Origin of the sequence: Mesorhizobium xinjiangense (genome assembly GCF_009749525.1) — a bacterium.
In the GTDB taxonomy this organism is placed as follows: Bacteria; Pseudomonadota; Alphaproteobacteria; order Rhizobiales; family Rhizobiaceae; genus Mangrovimarina; species Mangrovimarina xinjiangensis.
This window is the reverse complement of the sequence record NZ_WOAC01000012.1, coordinates 142,272-160,640: the sequence shown is the minus strand read 5'-3', so window position 1 is coordinate 160,640 and position 18,369 is coordinate 142,272. Positions and strand designations below refer to the sequence as shown.

Below are 18,369 nucleotides of genomic sequence, written 5' to 3'. Positions count from 1 at the left end.
AACGTTTCAACAGCGCCCGCGCCCTCTGCGGAGACCGGCCGCGCCTCTCAATGGATCCCGGCTCTCGCTCCGCTCGGCCGGGATGACGGGCGTTGTGAACGCCAGCGCACCCGCGACCCGAAAAAGAGCGGCCGGCCGGGCCACTATAATCTCCATCGTCATTCCGGAAGCCACCCCCTCAATCGTCATCCCGGAAGCCCGAAGGGCTATCCGGGACCCATTGGAAGATCATCGTCGAGCACGGCCCGGTCCTCGTTATCGACGTTTCAACAGCGCCCGCGCGCTCTGCGGAGACCGGCCGCGCCCCGCTTCCCGGCCCCGGCCCGGGGACCAACGGCCAGACGGAAAATCCGGGCGTGGCGAGAATGCCGCACGCCGGTGATCGGCGAAATGCAGGTGCTCGGCGAAGATCACGCTCAGGCGAAGGCAATCACCCCACCGAAGGAGATCAACCATGGCGAAGACGGCCGGCACGGCCCACGATCCCAATCTCGACGACATGCTGCGCGCGCTCGCCAGGGCGGCAAAGAGCGTGCCGGCGTCCGGCGGCGTGGAAATAATCGCGCCATTCGATCCGCCGCCCTGGCCGCGCGAGCAGATGATGGCAATGTACCGCTATCTCGCCGCCGAGGCCGGCTTGCAGAAACGCTGCCCCGACCGGCGCTGCCGGCGCACCGGCCAATGCCAGGGCGGGCCGGAGCGCGACGGCCCCGACGGTTGCGCCGAGCTTTGGGACGAGACACAGGTGCACAGCCTGACGACCGCCTTCCTCGCCCTGGCGCTCGGCTGGGCCTGCGAGGCGAAGCGCAACGAGGCGATGGCCGCGGCCTTCTTTTCCGGCGAGCCGGCGTGGCCGGACGCCGGCCGATGACATGGCCTGCCGGGCAACAGATTGCATCGCTGCGCGGAAAAAATTCCCGCCGCGTGTCGGCCCGGCCGCTCCCGCTTCGTCATTTGGACGGAATTGAACCTCATCATTCCGCAACCATGGCCATGGAGGACCACGATGAACGAACCGACAGCCCAGACAGACTTCGCGCCAATGCCGCCCGTCAAGGGCGGGCTCACGCCCTATCTCGGCATCGACGGCGCGGCGAAGGCGGCCGAATTCTACACGCGCGCCTTCGCCGCCGAGGAGGCCTATGTCGTGCCGCCCGACGAAAAGGGCCGCACCATGCACATTCACCTCTACGTCAACGGCTCGAGCCTGATGCTCGGCGATTTCTACCCCGAGCACGGCCATCCGGCGAAGGCGGTGCAGGCCTGCACGATGCAGCTCCATCTCGGCGCCGACGAGGTCGACGCGTGGTGGAAGCGCGCGGTGGACGCCGGCTGCGAGGTGATCATGCCGCTGCAGGTGATGTTCTGGGGCGACCGCTGGGGCTCGCTGCGCGACCCGTTCGGCGTCGAATGGGCGATGAATGCACCGGTGAAGAAATAGGCCGGCACCCCGGACGCGGGACGGGTTGGCCCGCCCCGCAAACCGGCGGCTCACTCCTCCGGTTCGGTGGTGAACAGGAGCGGGTAGCCCGCCGCCCGGCCCGCATCGGTGGCGCGCGTCGCCTTGGTCTCGGCGATGTCCCGGGCATAGACGGCGACGACGCACACGCCGCGCCGGTGGGCAGTGATCATGATGGCGTAGGCCTGGTCCTGAGTGACGCGGAACTCCGCCTTCAGCACCTTGACGACGAATTCGCGCGGCGTGAAATCGTCATTGACCAGGATGACCTTGTGCAGGCGCGGCCGCTCGACCTTGCGCCGCACTTTGGCGCGCGGCTTGACGACGGTATCCCCGGCCAGGCGCACCCGGCCCTTGTCCGATGGTCCCAAGCGCATGGGCCGATGATAGGACGCGATCGTGACGACGAAAAGTCCGGCCGGCGCATCGAGCCAGGCGATGAGGGCGGATGCCGACGCACGGCCGTGAGCGAAATCAAGCCTACGACAGTAGGCCGCCGGTCGTCCGGCGCCCCCGCGGAGGCCAGCGAACAAAGTGAGCGCTCGGCCGTGAGCGGAAAATCACGCGTGCCCTTCGAGCCCGGCATGCACAAGGTCGAGCGGCTGCCGCCGTCCCTTGAGATAGGCCTGCGTCACGCGGCTTTCGATTGCCGCGCGCCGCTCCTTGGCCCGCGCCGAGACACCGAGTTCGGCGCACAGCGCATCCACGACCTGCCGGATTTCACGGTCGCCCGCGCCAGCCCGCCCGGCCAGGGGCTGTTGCCGGCCTTCTGCGCCTGTCATTGCGCATTCCTCCTCGCACATCGCCCCGAAAGTCGAAATCGAAATCCGCGATGCGCCGATCCACGGTCTTTGAACGTCCTTGACGCGTCCGGAGGACCCACGGCGTTCGGCCGGTCGGTGACGCAACTCCCGTTCCACGTCCGGCTCCGACCGACATCATATTGAGCGCCGCATTCTTCAAAAAGCGTAGCCCCAATTATTCAATAATTGTTGCATGCCGTTACAAACCGCATGGAGCATGGTAGCCCTTCCGTTGCGGTATGTTAGCAAGTTGTCTTTTAGCGCCGGGCGCGCCAGGACCGGCCGAATTGCGGCGGCATGGGCGCCGGCAAGGCTCTGTCACAGCCGAAAAAGACCTTGCCCCACTTGGGAAAATATACGACAATTTTCAGGTTCGGGCATTTGCCGGCCCGGAGACTGGAATAGCCTGCCCCCGGAAAGTAGCGCAGTTCAGCACCGGGTGTGGACCATGAGAGAGAGGGTATTGCGAGGCCCCGGGCAACGGTCCAACTGTTTCTTCTCCCCCGATGAACGGCCGAGTGAACGCGGAGTCCGGCTCCGCATGACTGCAACTGACCGGTGACCAAGGAGTTTCATATGGGCGAGCAGACCGGAACGGTAAAATTCTTCAACCACGCCAAAGGCTTTGGCTTCATCACGCCCGACGGCGGCAGCAGGGACGTCTTCGTCCACATCTCTGCCGTGCAGGCTTCCGGCCTTCCTGGATTGGAAGATGGACAGGCGGTGTCCTTCGACACCGAACCCGACAAGCGCGGCAAGGGTCCCAAGGCCGTCAACCTGACGCTGGGCTGAGCCCTTAGAGCGCATTGCCCCATCGCTTTTCCGGTGGGCGTCGAACATTCCGCTCCGCGCGCCCGCCGCGCGGATTTTTTGTTTTCAGGCGCGCCGATTGTGACAGTGCGCAATATGAAATTGACGCTGAACGGCCCGTTCAGCCTGCATTCAGCCCCATTCTCCTATTTGACCTTGCATACCCGTTCGCGCCGCAGCCAACCGGTGCGAGTAAGAGGAGAATGAAATGAACCGCCTATTCAAGACCATTGTTCTGGCCGGCGCGACCGCAGCCACCATCATGCTTCCGATCATGGAAGCCAGTGCCGGGGATCGCCGCTGGCGCGATCATCATCGCCCGCGCCATCACCAACATTATGTCGAGAAGAACCGGACCGGCGAGATGATCGCGGCCGGCGTGGTTGGCCTTGCCGTCGGCGCATTGGTGGCCGGCGCGGCCAATAGCGGCAACGCGCAGCCGGTCTATCGCGAGCGCAACTACTACCCGCCTGCGCCGCGCCCGGCCTATCGACGGCCCCATGTCGTCTATGCCGACCGCGGCCTGGAGCCGTGGAGTCCCGGATGGTACCGCTATTGCGAAGACCGTTATCGCAGCTTCAACCCGAGCACCGGCACCTTCCGCGGCTATGACGGCCGCGACCATTTCTGCGCCGCCCGATAGGACCGCAGCAGCTTTTGAAATACTACGGCGCGGCGGGCAAACTGGGCCCGCCGTCCCTGCTCAAAACAGAAACGTTTGAAGCAAAGATATGCGCGCCAGATCAACATGTTGGAACATGTACCTTTCGCTCAAACGATTCCGTTTGAGCGGGACATGTTCTATCGCAGAAACGGATTCGTGCGCCGCTCCTCGCCGAACCGTCCGCCCGGCCCATGGCCGCAGATGAAGCCGACATCGTCGCCGAGCGGCAGCAGCTTTTCCTTGATCGAGCGGATCAGCGCCTCGTGATCGCCGCCCGGCAGGTCGGTGCGCCCGATCGAGCCGTGGAAGAGCACGTCGCCGACATGGGCGAACGACGCCTCGCGATTATAGAAGACGACATGGCCGGGTGCATGGCCCGGGCAGTGCAGAACCTCGAACACATGTGCGCCGAACGAGACGGTCTCGCCTTCGTCGAGGAAGCGGTCCGGCGTGCAGTTGCGCACCGCACCCGGCAGACCGAACATGCGCGCCTGCTCTTCCAGCCCATCGAGAAGCCGCTTGTCATCGGCATGCGGTCCGATGATGTCGACGCCGAGCGCCTCCTTCAGCTCCATCGCGCCACCGGCATGGTCGATATGGCCATGGGTCAGCCAGATCGCCTCGATGTCGAAGGCGTTTTCCTCGATGGCGGCCCGGATCCGCTCCACCTCGCCGCCCGGATCGACGACGACGCCCCGCTTGCTGTCGGTGTCGAACAGAATGGCGCAGTTCTGCTGGAATGGCGTGACGGGAATGATCCCGGCATTGAGCTGACCCATTATCGTCTCCCTGAATTTCGCCCAGATAGGACGAATTGACCGGTGAGGTCCACCGTGGAGACCGTTGGTCGCTGAATCAGAAGGGCGGCCGTGGCCGCCCTTCTTGGGATCTCTGTATGCGGAGCGGGCTCAGCTCTTCTTCATCGCGCCCATCACCGCGCCGACGATTGCGGTGAGGATACCGCCACCGGCGACACCGCCGACTGCATCGCCAAGCACACCGCTCATCGCGCCGGCCGCCGCTGCGGGATCACCGCCACCAAGCAACGAGGCCAGTATGGCGCCACCACCCACACCGCCGATGGCGCCGGAAATCGTCTTCATCACGGCGCTCATGGCCGCCTGCTTGAATGCTGCGCCAACGGCATGACCGCCGATCGCACCCGTAACGAGCTGAATGATAAGGGGGACAAGTGCTTCCATGGGACTTCCTCTCCCTGGAGCGCCGTATGCCCGTTCAGGCGCACAACGGACACTCCAACACTTTGAATCCGCGCACCGGTTGTCCGCAAATCAGTGCCGATTTGCGGCCGGCACGCAGGCCGGACCGGCCGAATCGCCGGGCAATCCAATCCAAATCCCAAATTAGACAAATGTCAAATAGGGTTGCGCGCCTGCAGGCGTGCAATCCCTTGTGGAGCGACCCGGAACGTTCGCAGCGAAGCGTCGCTGCGAACCGGCCCGCTCCAGCCGCACGCGGCTCGGCTATTCGGCGGCGACAGCGTGCCTGGGCCGCACCTCCGCCACATAGTCGTTCATCAGCGTGAGCGACGTCTCGCCGACATCGAAACGGTAAGGACCGACCTCCGACACCGGTGTCACCTCGGCCGCCGTGCCGGTCAGGAAGCATTCGTCGAAGCCGGCAAGTTCCTCCGGCATGATCGCCCGCTCCACGATTTCATAGCCGCGGCGGCGCGCCAGGTCGATCACGGTGCGCCGCGTGATGCCGTCGAGGAAGCAGTCGGGCGTCGGCGTGTGAAGCACGCCGTCCTTGACGAAGAAGATGTTGGCACCGGTTGCCTCGGCAACCTGCCCGCGCCAGTCGAGCATCAGGGCGTCGGCATAGCCCTTGGCCTCGGCCGCGTGCTTGGAAAGGGTGCAGATCATGTAGAGCCCCGCCGCCTTGGAGCGCGACGGCGCGGTGCGCGGATCGGGGCGACGATACTCGGCGATGTCCAGCCGGATGCCCTTGCGCTTCTGCTCGGGATCGAAATAGCTCGGCCACTGCCAGATGGCGATCGCGCAATTGATGCGGTTATGCTGCGCCGAAACGCCCATCATTTCCGATCCGCGCCAGGCGATCGGACGCACATAAGCATCGGCGAACCCCTGCTTCTTGAGCAGGGTGCGGCATGCATCTTCGATTTCAGCCACCGAATAGGGAATGGTAAAACCGAGAATGCGCGCCGATTCATGCAGGCGCTCTGTGTGCTCGGTAAGCTTGAATATCTCGCCTCCGTAAGCCCGTTCGCCTTCAAACACGGCGCTCGCATAGTGCAGGCCATGCGTCAGCACGTGGATCTTGGCGTCGGCCCACTTTACGAACTCCCCGTTCATCCAAATGAAGCCGTCAAGCTGATCGAAGGGAACGGATGCCATGCGAAACCTCCTGCGGGCGCCCTGCCCGCTTCTCGTTGGTAGTCTTTTTTCCGCGCTTGAAGCACGCGGCGTCATTGCAGTTTTGCTGATCGGCGACGAAAACGCAAAAGAAGGATCGAACCGTAGAGCGGCTCACGCTTGCCTTTTTGTTCACAATCTGTCGAAAAGCTTGCCAAAAATTACCAGCCGGCCGAATATAAGTCAATATGGCTGACATATTCCGGAGTCGAATGTAATCCAATGTCGAAAAATGCCGAGGCAGATCAGGTTCCGATCCGCAGCCCGCTCACCCGTGACGACAGCGTCAATCTCGACATCATCGAGTTGCTGTTCTTCGCCTATCGGGATTTCACCTCCGACCCCGACCAGATCCTGGCCGATGACGGATTCGGCCGCGCCCACCATCGGGTGCTGCATTTCGTCAACAGGATGCCGGGCCTTAACGTCGCGGAACTGCTCGAAGTTTTGCAGATCACCAAGCAAAGCCTGGCGCGCGTGCTCAAGCAGCTCATCGACAGCGGCCACATCGTGCAGTTGCACGGGCTGCGCGACAGGCGCCAGCGCGAACTCTACCCCACCGCCAAGGGACGCGCCCTGATCCTGGCTCTGGCTTCGCCACAGTCGCGCCGCATCCGTGCGGCACTGGAGGAGGCGGGAGTTGCCGAGAGAAGCGTGATAGAACGTTTTCTCAAGGCAATGGTAAATCCCGAGCTGAGGACGCAGATCGACAACTTGCCGGGTGCCGCCTCGGTCAATCACCGCGGAGAACAAGAACATGGCTGACGAGATGGTGGCGCCCGACGATGATGCCCCGCATCTTCTGGTGGTCGACGACGACACCCGGATCCGAACGCTGCTGAACCAGTTTCTCACGGCCAATGGCTTCCGTGTCACCATCGCCGGCACGGCGGCCGAGGCACGCCGGCGCCTGGCCGGCCTCGACTTCGACATGATCGTGCTCGACGTGATGATGCCGGGCGAAAACGGTGTCGACCTGACCCGTGCCCTGCGCGAAGAAAGGGACGTTCCCATCCTCATGCTGACGGCCCTGTCGGAGACCGACAGCCGCATCACCGGCCTCGAAGCCGGCGCCGACGACTACCTGCCAAAACCGTTCGATCCGCGCGAACTGATCCTGCGGGTCAACAACATATTGCGCCGCGGGGGACCACCGACAACGCCGAAGGTCGAGCAGATCGTCTTCGGTCCCTACACCTTCCAGATCGCCAAGCGCGAACTGCGCAATGCCGGTCAGACGATCAAGCTCACCGACCGCGAGCAGGAGATCCTCTCCATCTTCGCCGAGCGGCCGGGCGAGACGATTCCCAGGCACGAACTCGTCAGCAACGATTCCGATGTCGGCGAACGCACGATCGACGTCCAGATCAACCGCTTGCGGCGCAAGATCGAACGCGACCCGGCCAATCCGATGTGGCTGCAGACGGTGCGCGGTGTTGGATATCGACTGAGCGTGGAATAGACTGTCGCGGGCAGGGCCGAGTGTCTTCCCGGACAGGGCAGCCGCATAAGGGACAGCGAGTCTTCGCGCAAATCCCCTTCCCTCCCTCCGAGGAAGGGAAGGGTCAAAGGCTCGGGGGCCGGTGGAGCCGGCAGGCATGGCCCGAATGCAATTGCTCTGCGTCCTTGGGGGGAGCGCTTTGCGCCTCGGAAACCGGCGGGAAGAACCGATGGCGACGACAGATTCCGAAAGCATGAGCCTGGGCACGCGCCTCGCGCGGCGCGCGGGCATTGTTGCGGTCGTCTGGCGCAAATTCTGGCGGCGCGTCTCGCGCTTTATGCCGAAGCGGCTCTATCAGCGCTCGCTGATCATCGTGATCGCGCCGATGATCCTCCTGCAGTCGGTAGTCGCCTTCGTCTTCATGGAACGCCACTGGCAGACCGTGACGCAGCGCCTGTCGACCGCGGTGACGCGCGACATCGCCGCCATCATCGACTTGATCGAGACCTATCCCGGCGAGGAAGGCACCGCCAATGCCATCCGCATCGCCCAGGATCGCCTGTCGCTCAAGGTCGACATCATGCCGCCCGACCCCCTGCCCGCGCCCGGGCCCAAACCCTTCTTCTCGATCCTCGACCAGATCCTGAGCGCCGAGATCACCCGCCAGATCAACCGGCCGTTCTGGATCGACACGGTCGGCAACTCCAACGTCGTCGAAATCCGCATTCAGCTGGAGGACAAGGTGCTGCGGGTGTTCGCCCGGCGCAGCCAGGCCTATGCCTCGAACACGCATATCTTCCTGTTGTGGATGGTGGGCACGTCGCTGGTGCTGCTGACCATCGCCGTCTTGTTCCTGCGCAACCAGATCCGGCCGATCCAGCAACTTGCAGAAGCCGCCGAGAGCTTCGGCAAAGGACGCCCGACGCCGGAGGATTTCCGTCCGCGCGGGGCCGAAGAGGTACGTCGGGCAGGGCTCGCCTTCCTGCAGATGCGCGAGCGCATCGAGCGCCAGATCGAGCAGCGCACTGCCATGCTCACCGGCGTCAGCCACGACCTGCGCACCATCCTCACCCGCTTCAAGCTGCAGCTTGCGCTTGCCGCCGGCAAGGCCGACATCGAGCCGCTCAACCAGGACATCGAGGACATGCAGTCGATGCTCGAAGGCTATTTGTCCTTCGCGCGCGGCGAGGCGCTGGAAGACACCGGCAAGCTCGACCTGTCGGCCCTGCTCGACAAGCTGCGCGAGGAGGCCAAGCTGCGCAAGCGCCATCTGACGGCACGGCTTACGGGCGACGCGGAGGTGCATGTGCGCCCCACCGCGTTCACCCGACTGGTGGCGAATCTGGTCAGCAACGCCTTCCGACACGCCAAGACCGTCGAGGTCGCGGCGATCCATTCGCCCGGCGCGCTGATCATCACGATCGATGACGACGGACCCGGCATACCGCTGGAAAACCGCGAGGCCGTCTTCCGGCCTTTCGTGCGGCTCGACGCGGCGCGCAACCAGGATTCCAGCGGCACGGGGCTCGGCCTGTCGATCGCCCGCGACATCGCGCGCAGCCATGGCGGCGACGTGACGCTCGACGACAGCCCGCTCGGCGGGTTGCGCGCCGTCGTGCGCGTGCCGGCCTGAAGGAACCGCCATCCCTTGCCGTATGCCATATGACGTATTATCTTATGTCATGTGGCACAAGGAGCTTCTGTGATGCAGGTTGTTCAATCCGCCCGCGACCATTCTCCGGCGCACGGCCGGCACAACCGCCCGGAGATGTCCGCCGTCGCGGTCAAGGCTTTCCTGCGCGTGGCCGAGGCATGGACGCTGCGCAATGATGAGGCGGCCCGCCTCGCCGATGTTTCCGCGCGCACCTGGGCGCGCATGAAATCCGGTTCCTGGGCCGGCCTTCTGACGCGCGACCAGCTCATGCGCCTGAGCGGCCTGACCGGCCTCTACAAGGGGCTGCACCTCTATTTCAGCGACCGCCTGGCCGATGAATGGGTCGGCCTGCCCAATAGCGGGCCCCTGTTCGCCAACCGCCGCCCGCTCGACCGGATGATCGACGGCGGCCTGCCGGCAATTCTGGAGACACGGGACTATGTGGACGCGCTCAGGGGCGGCGCGTGAAGCTGCCGCTGACAGCGATTGCCGAGCCTGCCACCATGCGTCTGATCTCGACCGCCTATTTCAAGCCGCCGGTGCTCAGGCCGCTTGTCGACACGGACGAAGAGCTCGACATACTTGCCGAAATCGAGGGGCTGACCAGCCGCCGCCTGCGCGCCGAAACGAGCGGCGTCGGTGCGCTCGATGCGCGCGAAATGATCTTCCGCGCCTGGGGCCACACCTATATCAACGCCGCCTTTGCCTATACGCGCGCGGAGGGCAACCGCTTCAACGGCGGCGAGCGCGGCGCCTGGTACTGCGCCTTCGAGGAACTGACCGCGATTGCCGAGGTGGGCTATCATCGCAGCCGCGAACTGACCCGCATCGGGCGCTTCCATGACGAAGCGATCTACCAGTCATTGCTGGCCGGCTTCATCGGCGACTTCCACGACCTGAGACCCGCCGCGAAGCCGATTGCCTGTCTCGGCGCCGACCCGGCCATGGCCTACCCGGAAGGCCAGGCCCTCGCCCGGGCATTGCGCGAAGACGGCGCGCGCGGGCTCATCTACCCGTCCGTGCGCCGCGCGGGCGGCACCTGCCTCGTCGCCTTCGAGCCGCATACGGTGCAAAATGTGCGCCCCGGCGCGCGCTGGAAGCTCATCTGGGACGGCAGCCCCGAATACACGGTGACGACGGACTGAGCGGTGACAACCGATTGCGTCTCACTCACGCATCGGACGGTTCCTGGACCGTCGTTGGCTGCTCGGTAAAGCCCTCGACATCGGAGATTTCCTTGGTGTCGCGCTTTATCTCGAGCGGGCTTGCGACATAGATCGCCACCAGTTCGGCGGCCGATCGCAAGGCGTCGAGGTGAATGCGCTCATAGCCGTGCGAAGCATCGACGCCGAAGGCCACCAGGGCCGTGCGGATGTCGTGGCCGGCCTCTACCGCCGAAGCTGAATCGGAACGGTAGAAACGGAACACATCCTTCTGGAATCCAATATGATTTTCCCGGCACAGGTCGACCAGCTTGCGCGTCAGATGATAGTCGAAAGGCCCCGTCTGGTCGGCCATGGCGATGGTGACGCCGAATTCCGACGAGTTCTGGCCGGGCGCCGTCGTGCCGTTGTCGATCGTCACCATGGAGGCAACCTCGGGCGCAACGATCGAAGCCGCGCCGACGCCGACCTCCTCGGAAATGGTGAACAGCCAATGGACGTCGACCGGGGTGCGCAGCCCTTCGCGCTCCGTCGCCTCGAGCGCGGCAAGGGCGATCGCCACGCCCGCCTTGTCGTCCAGATGGCGCGACACGATGAAGCCCGAATCGAGGAATTCGGGCTGCGGATCGATCGCAACCATGTCGCCCACATCAATGCCCAGCGCCAGGGTTTCGTCGCGCGTGCGCGTCAGCGCGTCGATGCGCAGCTCGACATGCGGCCAGCCGACGGGCTGGGTATCGACCGCGTTGTTGTAGGTGTGGCCAGACGCCTTCAACGGCAAGATGGTGCCGCGGAAGCTGCCGCTGTCGGCATAAATGTTGGCGCGCGCGCCTTCGGCGAAGCGGGCCGACCAGTGGCCCACCGGAACGATTTCCAGCCGGCCGTTTTCCTTGACGTTCTTGACCTGCGCGCCGAGCGTGTCGAGATGCGTGACGATGGCGCGGGCGCCGGCGCGCCGGCTCCCCTGGCGCACGGCGCGGATCGCACCGCGGCGCGTCAGTTCCACGTCCATGCCGAGCCGCTCGAGTTCGCTCGTGCAGTGGCGCACGACCGTGTCGGTGTAGCCGGTCGGGCTGTCGATCGAAAGAAGCGCCTTGAGTTGGTCCGTCAGATAATCGGTGTCGATGCGCGGTTTCGTCATTCATCTGTTCTGGCCCGCATTCCGTCCCATTGCAATGCGTCGGGCATGGAATGCGGGAAAAGCAAATCGATGAAGCGCTCCGCCGTCGGCTGCGGCTCATGGTTGGCGAGACCCGGCCGCTCATTGGCTTCGATGAAGACATAGTCGGGCTCGGTCGGCGCCTTGACCATGAAGTCGACGCCGACCACCGGGATCTTGATCGCGCGCGCCGCCCGGCAGGCCGCGTCGACGAGACGCGGATGTACGATGCCCGTGACATCGTGGATGGAGCCGCCCGTATGCAGGTTGGCCGTCTTGCGCACGACGATCTCGCGCCCGGTGTCAGGTACCGTCTCTAGCGTGCAGGATTGCCCTGCCAGGCAGCGCAGGGTCTCGTCGTCGATGGGGATGGTGCTTTCGCCAGCCGTTGCCGCGGCGCGCCGGCGCGACTGGCTCTCGATCAGAGTGCGGATGTTGTCCTGGCCGTTGCCCACCACGCGCGGCGGCCGGCGCACGGCGGCGGCGACGAGCTTGTAGTCGATGACGATGAGGCGCAGATCCTCGCCCGCGAAGCAGGATTCGATCAACACCCGGTCGCAGACGCTGCGCGCCCCGGCGATGGCGCTGTCGACATCGTCCTTGCGCGACAGGCCGACCGACACCCCGCGACCCTGCTCGCCGCGCGCCGGCTTGACCACCAGGCTGCCGTGCTTTTCGAGCAATGCGGCGACGGCCGCCGCGTCGTCGGCATCGACCTGTTCGGGCACGGTCAGCCCGGCCCGCTCCACGACACGCCGGGTCACGGCCTTGTCGTCGCAGATCGAGACCGCGACGCCCGACGTCATTTCCGACAGGCTTTCGCGGCAATGCACCGCGCGCCCGCCATAGACGAGGCGGAAAAAGCCGCCCTCGGCGTCGGTGACCTCGACCTGCACGCCGCGCCGGCGCGCCTCGTCAACGATGATGCGGGCATAGGGATTGAGCGCGTCATAGCCATCCACCTGGCCGGCAAAGAGCTTCTCGTTGATCGAGTTCTTGCGCTTGACGGCAAAGATCGGCACGCGCCGAAAGCCGAGCTTCTCGTAAAGCGCGATGGCCTGCTCGTTGTCGTGCATGACGGACAGGTCGAGAAAGGCCGCGCCGCGTGCCTGGAAGTGCTCGGCCAGGCGCCTGACCAGCATCTCGCCGATGCCAGGATGGCGCGATTGCGGATCGACCGCCAGGCACCACAGCGACGCGCCGCGCTCGGGATCGTTGAACAGGCGCTGATGGTCGATGCCCGTCACCGTTCCGATGACGTCGCCGCTCGTGGTGTCCTCGGCGACGAAATAGGTGATGGAGCGGCTGTCGCGATTGGCCCAGAAGAATTCCGGACGCACGCTCACCATGCCGCGCGCGGCATAGATGTTGTTGACCGCTTCAGCGTCGATTTCCGAGGTCAACCGGCGGATGAAATAGCTCTTGGTCCTGCGCCGGCCCGGCCGGTAGGTCGACAGGTCCAGGCGATAGGTGTGCGAGGGGTCGAGGAAGGTCTCCTGTGGCGCAAGCGTCAAAAGCACGTGCGGGTCGCGCACATAAAACGCGATGTCGCGGCGGTCCTCGCCTTCGCGTGCCAGCGCCTCGACCAGCGAATGGTTGTCGGGAAAGGTCTGGGCGAAAAGCACGCGCCCCCAGCCGCAATCGATCGCGACGGAGGAACGCATTTCGCTTTCCCCGTCTTCGACATGGGTGATCGGCGGCTTCATGCTTTCGCTGCGCAGCCGCTTCAACCGGTAGCCGAGCGCCTTGTCGGTGCGGCCGGCATGCGCCCGCTGCTCGCTCGTGCGTTCCTTCGCCATCACCTCAAATCCCGTGCGTCTGCAGCCACAGCTCCAGGAGCCCGGCCTGCCAGAGCTCCGATCCGCGCAGCGGCGTGATGTGCTCGCTCGGGGCTTCGAACAGCTGTTCCAGCCACTCCTGGCGGAACAGGCCGCGCTCGCGCGCCTTCTGCGAGGTCAGCGCGCCGCGCACCATGTCGAGATAGGGACCGTCGACATATTTGAGCTGCGGCACCGGAAAATAGCCCTTCTTGCGGTCGATCACCTCTGCCGGCACGACCTGGCGCGCGACATCCTTGAGCACGCCCTTGCCGCCGTCGCGAAGCTTCTCTTCCGGCGGAATGCGCGCGGCAAGCTCGACCAGCTCGTGATCGAGAAAGGGAACCCGCGCCTCCAGGCCCCAGGCCATCGTCATGTTGTCGACCCGCTTGACCGGATCGTCGACCAGCATGGCTTTTGAATCGAGTCTCAGCGCACGGTCGACGGCCGTGTCGGCGCCGGGCCGCATGAGATGCTCTGCGACCAGTTCGCGGCTGTAGTCGACATCGTCCGTCCAGGCTTCGCCGAGCTGGGTCTTCAGCGTCTCGTGCGAGCGGTCGAAGAAGACGCGCGCATAGTCGCCGACCACGTCGTTGGAGTTCATCAGCGGCGGATACCAGTGATAGCCACCGAAGATCTCGTCGGCCCCCTGCCCCGACTGGACGACCTTGATGTGCCTGGAAACCTCCTGGGAGAGCAGATAGAAGCCGACATTGTCATAGGAGACCATGGGCTCCGACATCGCCGCGAAGGTGCCCGGCAGCGCATCCATCAGCCGATCGGAGGGCACGAAGATCTTGTGATGGTCGGTGCCGAACGTCTTGGCGATCAGGTCGGAATAGACGAACTCGTCGCCCTTTTCGCCATTGGCCTCCTCGAAGCCGACAGAAAAACTCATCAGCCCGGTCTGGCCGGCCTCGGCCAGAAGGCCGACGATGAGGCTGGAATCGACACCGCCCGACAGGAGAACGCCGACCGGCACGTCAGCCACCATGCGCCGCTTCACCGCGAGGCGCAGCGCCTCCATGACGCGGTCGCGCCAATCGGCCGAGGTCAGCTTGCTGTCGGCGGGATCGCGGGCAAAGGGCGGATTCCAGTAGATGCGTTCCTTCGACGTGCCGTCTGGTTCGATCACGCGGATGGTCGCCGGCGGCAGCTTCTTGACACCCTTGAGGATCGTGCGCGGCGGCGGCACCACGGCGTGAAAGCTCATATAGTGATGCAGCGCCACCGGATCGATCGACGTGTCCACGCCGCCCGATTTCAAAAGTGCGGGAAGTGCCGAGGCAAAACGCAACGTCTTGCCGTTTTCGGCCAGGTAGAGCGGCTTGATGCCGAAGCGATCACGCGCCATGACGATGCGGCCGCTGTCGCGCTCCTGGATGACGAAGGCGAACATGCCGTGGAAACGCTCCACGCAGGCCTCGCCCCAGGCGCGCCACGCCTTCAGGATCACTTCCGTGTCGCCATGCGAGAAGAAGGTATAGCCCTCGCCTTCCAATTCACGGCGCAGTTCGGGATAATTGTAGATGCAGCCGTTGAAGGCGATGGTCAGGCCGAGACCGGAATCGACCATGGGCTGCTGCGCCTTTTCCGACAGGTCGATGATCTTCAGCCGTCGGTGCCCGAAACCGGCATTGCCGTGGGTGACCAGACCCGACGCATCGGGCCCTCGCCGCGCCATCGCGTCCGTCATGTTGGAAATTGCTGTTGCGGAAGGCGTTCCGCCGTCGAACCTTATCTCACCACAAATGCCGCACATCGGCGCGCGTCCAAACCTCCATTGTGAAGTTGCAAATTCGCGCGATCTATTATAACTCTAATCATTAGAAGTCAAATTAAAGACACGCAGCCATCATGCTCGGTGAAGACACAGCCAACGCGCCGCGAGGCGAAAAGTTCCATGAAGCGGAGTTGCGGATGCTGCTGAAGGCAATCCGCCGCATCGTGCGCGCCAATGACCTGCAGTCGAAGGCGCTGGCGCGTGCCAGCGGGCTGACGACGCCACAACTCGTGATGCTGACCGGCGTGACCGAACTCGGCGAGGTGACGACGAATGCACTTTCCAGCTATGCCGATCTGAGCCCGGCCACTGTCGTCACCATACTGGAAAAGCTGGAACAACGCGGCATTGTCGACCGCTACCGCTCGACCATCGACCGCCGCGTCGTCTACACGCGCCTGACCGAAAAGGGCCGCGGCATGGTTGCCAATGCACCGGGCGTCTTCGGCACAGAATTCGCCGACCGCTTCATGGGCCTTCCGCAAGGCCGCCGCCGCGCCATGCTCGACGGACTCACCGAACTCGCAGAGATGATGAGCCGCGGGTGAGCCTGCGGGGCGCAGGTGATTTCGACCACATGCGCCGTTTTCGGGGCGCCGGACCGCCGCACCTGTTGACGAAAGGGCATTCAGACGGGACATTGATCGGGGGGACACAAGATGCGGGCATCCAATCCACGGCCACCAGCACTCCAATCGCGGCGTCACGGACCAGAAGCAGGGCTTCAGCATATCTCAACCCTCGCCGAACGCCCCGATCGGCGCTTTGACTATTGGCGTGCGCTGCACCCGAACATCGACATGGATGTGGTCGAAAGGGATACGCGCAAGGATTTCAGGGCTGAATTGCTGCACTACGCCGCGCCGGACGGTTCGACCTTCGGTATGGCCTCCGGCGATGACGTGGTTGTCCGTTTTGCAAAGCCCGATCGCGAGTTCGTTCTATTCAGCCTTCCTCTCTCTGGCTCGGCGGAACTCACGCAAGGCAGCGATGCAGCGCGCGTTGTTTCACCCGACAACGGCTTCCTCGCGCTCGATTCAACGCGGCCACTAACAACGGCTACCAAGCGATACAAACATCTCTATCTGACCATTCCACGAGCGAAGGTCATCGGGGTTCTCAATGATAGCGCAGATATGTTGCGCGACGGATTATTGAGCTTGCCGTCCAGCGGTGTCGCAGAACTCCTGAAATCACATCTCCTGATGACCGCGAAGGAAGGACAGCGGCTGAATGCGCATGGCGTGGCGGCGGCGGTCCGATGCGGCGTCGATCTCGCCCTGGAAACTCTTGCACAAGAACTGGTTCGCAACGGGCATTCCTTGCGCCAAGGTCCCACCGAAGCCCTTTATGCCGCCACTTGCCGCTATATCCAGCTTCACCTTGGCGACAGCACGCTTACCACTGCCCGGGTCGCCCATGCCGTCGGCTGCTCGCGCGCGCATCTCAACAGGGCCTTTGCTGAACGGGACGAACGGGTGGGCGAAACCATTCGCCTTGCCCGGCTGCAAGCGGCCTGTACGCTGCTGGCCTCGTCCGCGAATCCGTCGATCGAACAGATCGCCCATTCCTGCGGGTTCGCCAGTGCATCGGCATTTGCCCGCGCCTTCCGGGACTTTGCCGGAATGCCGCCGTCCGCTTATCGCGAACTCCGGGCACCAGAAGCCGATTCGTATCGCTGACGCTTCCAGCACCGATCGCGCCTCGATCCGCGTTAACGGCACAGGAAAAAGCTGCTTTTCAGGCGATTTGAGACAATCTGCACTGAATTGAGACACCCTGCAAAGCCCTGTTCGTGTATGCCTCCTCCAATTGAAATATTTGCGACTGGAGGCAATTGGGGATGGGACAAATGAGGGGACGGCTGCGAACCGCGCTGATTTTCATGGTGTTTGCGGTGTTGGCGGGCTGCGTGGGCGAGATGGGTGGATGTGCCACCCTGGACTTCCGCCTTGCGTATAATTACTCCATTCCAAATGAAGATGGAACAACTGATGAAGTAAAAATTATTCGAAGAAATATACCCGTCGGGAGAAATGAGAGAACAATCGCTCGCAGTACACTTGATATATACATCAACGGCACGGAAATATCAGATACAGATGCCAGGTTCGACGAAATTTTGAAGAAGATCTACATACCAGGCAATTCTGTCAAAGGGGACTGGGGAATTACAACAGCTACTTTAAATCTGAGGCCAATTGGCAATCCAGCCACCGGAATTCGTCCGGTATCTTGACATTTGATGTTTTCGCCACGGATGGGGGATTAAGATGAACATTAGGAATGGCGTCATCGCCACGTTCGGCATCGCAACGGCGGCAGCATTCATCGGGCCGGGTAGTGCGCTGGCCGAGCAAGACCCGGCAAAGATCCATCCGGAAAGCATGTCGATCACGGACGCAGACGGCAATCCGGTCCTGCTTGCCCCGATCCGCGTCTACACCGAGTACCAGTACGGCACCTCGAAATCCGACAGCGGGCTCAGCGACGTTGTCGACTACCGCGGACAGCGCGTTCTCGTCGGCGCGGATTTCATAACGCCCGGCCCCTGGCTCTTCGGCCTTGCGCTTTCCTATACCGATGCCAGCGACGACGGCAGTTCGCCCTTTGCGACCATCGACACGGACAAGATTGCCCGGGGCATATCATTCTACGTCGCAAAGCCGATCTTGCCCAACGTCGCCATTGGCGGTGCCTTCTATTACGAGGACATATCCGGGCAGTCGATCTACAACGGCTTCGACGTCAACCATGAGGATTCGGACGCCTACGGTTTCAGCGGCTTTGTCTCGATCACAAAGCCGCTGACGGAAAGGCTCGACCTCGAGCTGAGGCCGTACCTCAGATACAGCCATGGTGCGTTCAACTACGACCTGAACGTTCCGCCGACGGCCAGCACCGAAAGCACCTCGGTCCACCTGCCAGCGACGCTGTCCTTCGACGTCACGGAGGCGTTCTCTGTCTCGGGCATGGCGATGTTCAACTACACGCTCGACGAAGACACGTTCCCGAACGTGCCGGCCCCGAGCGACGCAACTGTGACGGTCGAGGCAGGCGCCTCATATGATTTCGGCAACGGAACCAGCATCTACGGCTCTGTGAACCACGTCCTGTTCGACAGCAACTACGACTCAACCAGTTTCCGGTTGGGCATGAGCTACGCATTCCTGCAATAAGGCGGGCCCTGCAACAGGGCGGGCGCCGCCGCATCCCCTGC

At 63.6% G+C, this 18,369-nt stretch carries 22 protein-coding genes; 14 read left to right on the top strand and 8 right to left on the bottom strand.

Annotation, left to right across the window (positions count from 1 at the left end; genetic code table 11):
- The first annotated feature begins 454 nt into the window (after positions 1-454).
- Both GM909_RS14300 and GM909_RS14295 read left to right on the top strand, forming a co-directional pair.
- Complete coding sequence (locus tag GM909_RS14300) at positions 455-871, top strand: hypothetical protein (RefSeq protein ID WP_157017066.1); 417 nt, start codon at positions 455-457, stop codon at positions 869-871.
- 135 nt (positions 872-1,006) lie between these two features.
- Positions 1,007-1,441, top strand: coding sequence for a VOC family protein (locus GM909_RS14295; protein WP_157017065.1), 435 nt, complete (start codon positions 1,007-1,009; stop codon positions 1,439-1,441).
- A 50-nt stretch (positions 1,442-1,491) separates the two neighbouring features.
- Here GM909_RS14295 and clpS read toward each other — a convergent pair whose 3' ends face one another.
- Positions 1,492-1,836, bottom strand: a complete 345-nt coding sequence (gene clpS, locus GM909_RS14290) for an ATP-dependent Clp protease adapter ClpS (protein WP_157017064.1) — start codon at positions 1,834-1,836, stop codon at positions 1,492-1,494.
- A 183-nt stretch (positions 1,837-2,019) separates the two neighbouring features.
- A complete protein-coding gene (locus tag GM909_RS14285; RefSeq protein ID WP_157017063.1) occupies positions 2,020-2,241 on the bottom strand; it encodes a hypothetical protein in 222 nt (73 codons plus the stop codon).
- 597 nt (positions 2,242-2,838) lie between these two features.
- Between GM909_RS14285 and GM909_RS14280 the strand changes: the two genes are divergently transcribed.
- Positions 2,839-3,054: a cold-shock protein gene (locus tag GM909_RS14280; protein ID WP_157017062.1), complete on the top strand. Its 216-nt coding sequence runs from the start codon at positions 2,839-2,841 to the stop codon at positions 3,052-3,054.
- 424 nt (positions 3,055-3,478) lie between these two features.
- Entirely contained in the window at positions 3,479-3,715 is a 237-nt protein-coding gene (locus tag GM909_RS26495) for a BA14K family protein (RefSeq protein WP_407941300.1), read from the top strand.
- Between the two features lie 158 nt (positions 3,716-3,873).
- Here GM909_RS26495 and GM909_RS14270 read toward each other — a convergent pair whose 3' ends face one another.
- From GM909_RS14270 to GM909_RS14260, 3 genes are all read right to left on the bottom strand, one after another.
- The gene (locus GM909_RS14270; protein WP_157017060.1) at positions 3,874-4,515 is read right to left on the bottom strand and encodes an MBL fold metallo-hydrolase; all 642 of its coding nucleotides are present in this window, start codon (positions 4,513-4,515) and stop codon (positions 3,874-3,876) included.
- Positions 4,516-4,644: 129 nt separating this feature from the next.
- Complete coding sequence (locus tag GM909_RS14265) at positions 4,645-4,938, bottom strand: hypothetical protein (RefSeq protein WP_157017059.1); 294 nt, start codon at positions 4,936-4,938, stop codon at positions 4,645-4,647.
- A 282-nt stretch (positions 4,939-5,220) separates the two neighbouring features.
- The gene (locus GM909_RS14260; RefSeq protein ID WP_157017058.1) at positions 5,221-6,114 is read right to left on the bottom strand and encodes a branched-chain amino acid aminotransferase; all 894 of its coding nucleotides are present in this window, start codon (positions 6,112-6,114) and stop codon (positions 5,221-5,223) included.
- On the opposite strand from GM909_RS14260, the gene GM909_RS14255 reads away from it, so the two are divergent.
- The 6 genes from GM909_RS14255 (at position 6,113) to GM909_RS14230 (ending at position 10,372) form a co-directional block, all read left to right on the top strand.
- A complete protein-coding gene (locus GM909_RS14255; RefSeq protein WP_157017057.1) occupies positions 6,113-6,328 on the top strand; it encodes a hypothetical protein in 216 nt (71 codons plus the stop codon). The genes GM909_RS14260 and GM909_RS14255 overlap by 2 nt on opposite strands.
- Positions 6,329-6,354: 26 nt before the next feature.
- Positions 6,355-6,897: a MarR family winged helix-turn-helix transcriptional regulator gene (locus GM909_RS14250; RefSeq protein ID WP_157017056.1), complete on the top strand. Its 543-nt coding sequence runs from the start codon at positions 6,355-6,357 to the stop codon at positions 6,895-6,897.
- The gene (locus GM909_RS14245) at positions 6,890-7,594 is read left to right on the top strand and encodes a response regulator (RefSeq protein WP_157017055.1); all 705 of its coding nucleotides are present in this window, start codon (positions 6,890-6,892) and stop codon (positions 7,592-7,594) included. The genes GM909_RS14250 and GM909_RS14245 overlap by 8 nt, the downstream gene beginning before the upstream one ends.
- 208 nt (positions 7,595-7,802) lie before the next feature.
- Positions 7,803-9,206, top strand: a complete 1,404-nt coding sequence (locus tag GM909_RS14240; RefSeq protein WP_157017054.1) for an ATP-binding protein — start codon at positions 7,803-7,805, stop codon at positions 9,204-9,206.
- Positions 9,207-9,278: 72 nt separating this feature from the next.
- Positions 9,279-9,695: an antitoxin Xre-like helix-turn-helix domain-containing protein gene (locus GM909_RS14235; RefSeq protein ID WP_157017053.1), complete on the top strand. Its 417-nt coding sequence runs from the start codon at positions 9,279-9,281 to the stop codon at positions 9,693-9,695.
- On the top strand, positions 9,692-10,372 hold the full coding sequence (locus GM909_RS14230; protein WP_328600460.1) for an RES family NAD+ phosphorylase: 681 nt from the start codon (positions 9,692-9,694) through the stop codon (positions 10,370-10,372). The genes GM909_RS14235 and GM909_RS14230 overlap by 4 nt, the downstream gene beginning before the upstream one ends.
- A gap of 25 nt (positions 10,373-10,397) precedes the next feature.
- Here the strand turns inward: GM909_RS14230 and GM909_RS14225 are convergent, their stop codons facing one another.
- The 3 genes from GM909_RS14225 to GM909_RS14215 are packed head-to-tail and all read right to left on the bottom strand — an operon-like array spanning position 10,398 to position 15,128.
- The gene (locus tag GM909_RS14225) at positions 10,398-11,531 is read right to left on the bottom strand and encodes an osmoprotectant NAGGN system M42 family peptidase (protein ID WP_157017052.1); all 1,134 of its coding nucleotides are present in this window, start codon (positions 11,529-11,531) and stop codon (positions 10,398-10,400) included.
- On the bottom strand, positions 11,528-13,348 hold the full coding sequence (gene ngg, locus GM909_RS14220) for an N-acetylglutaminylglutamine synthetase (protein ID WP_157017051.1): 1,821 nt from the start codon (positions 13,346-13,348) through the stop codon (positions 11,528-11,530). Before ngg ends, GM909_RS14225 begins: the two co-directional genes overlap by 4 nt.
- 4 nt (positions 13,349-13,352) lie before the next feature.
- On the bottom strand, positions 13,353-15,128 hold the full coding sequence (locus GM909_RS14215; protein ID WP_157017050.1) for an N-acetylglutaminylglutamine amidotransferase: 1,776 nt from the start codon (positions 15,126-15,128) through the stop codon (positions 13,353-13,355).
- A gap of 158 nt (positions 15,129-15,286) precedes the next feature.
- Here GM909_RS14215 and GM909_RS14210 point away from each other — a divergent pair, with 158 nt between their 5' ends.
- From GM909_RS14210 to GM909_RS14195, 4 genes are all read left to right on the top strand, one after another.
- Entirely contained in the window at positions 15,287-15,697 is a 411-nt protein-coding gene (locus tag GM909_RS14210) for a MarR family winged helix-turn-helix transcriptional regulator (protein ID WP_235911896.1), read from the top strand.
- Positions 15,698-15,949: 252 nt separating this feature from the next.
- Positions 15,950-16,831: a helix-turn-helix domain-containing protein gene (locus tag GM909_RS14205; RefSeq protein ID WP_198174248.1), complete on the top strand. Its 882-nt coding sequence runs from the start codon at positions 15,950-15,952 to the stop codon at positions 16,829-16,831.
- Positions 16,832-17,001: 170 nt separating this feature from the next.
- Complete coding sequence (locus GM909_RS14200; protein ID WP_157017047.1) at positions 17,002-17,388, top strand: hypothetical protein; 387 nt, start codon at positions 17,002-17,004, stop codon at positions 17,386-17,388.
- A gap of 34 nt (positions 17,389-17,422) precedes the next feature.
- A complete protein-coding gene (locus GM909_RS14195; RefSeq protein ID WP_157017046.1) occupies positions 17,423-18,328 on the top strand; it encodes an autotransporter outer membrane beta-barrel domain-containing protein in 906 nt (301 codons plus the stop codon).
- Positions 18,329-18,369 lie beyond the last annotated feature (41 nt).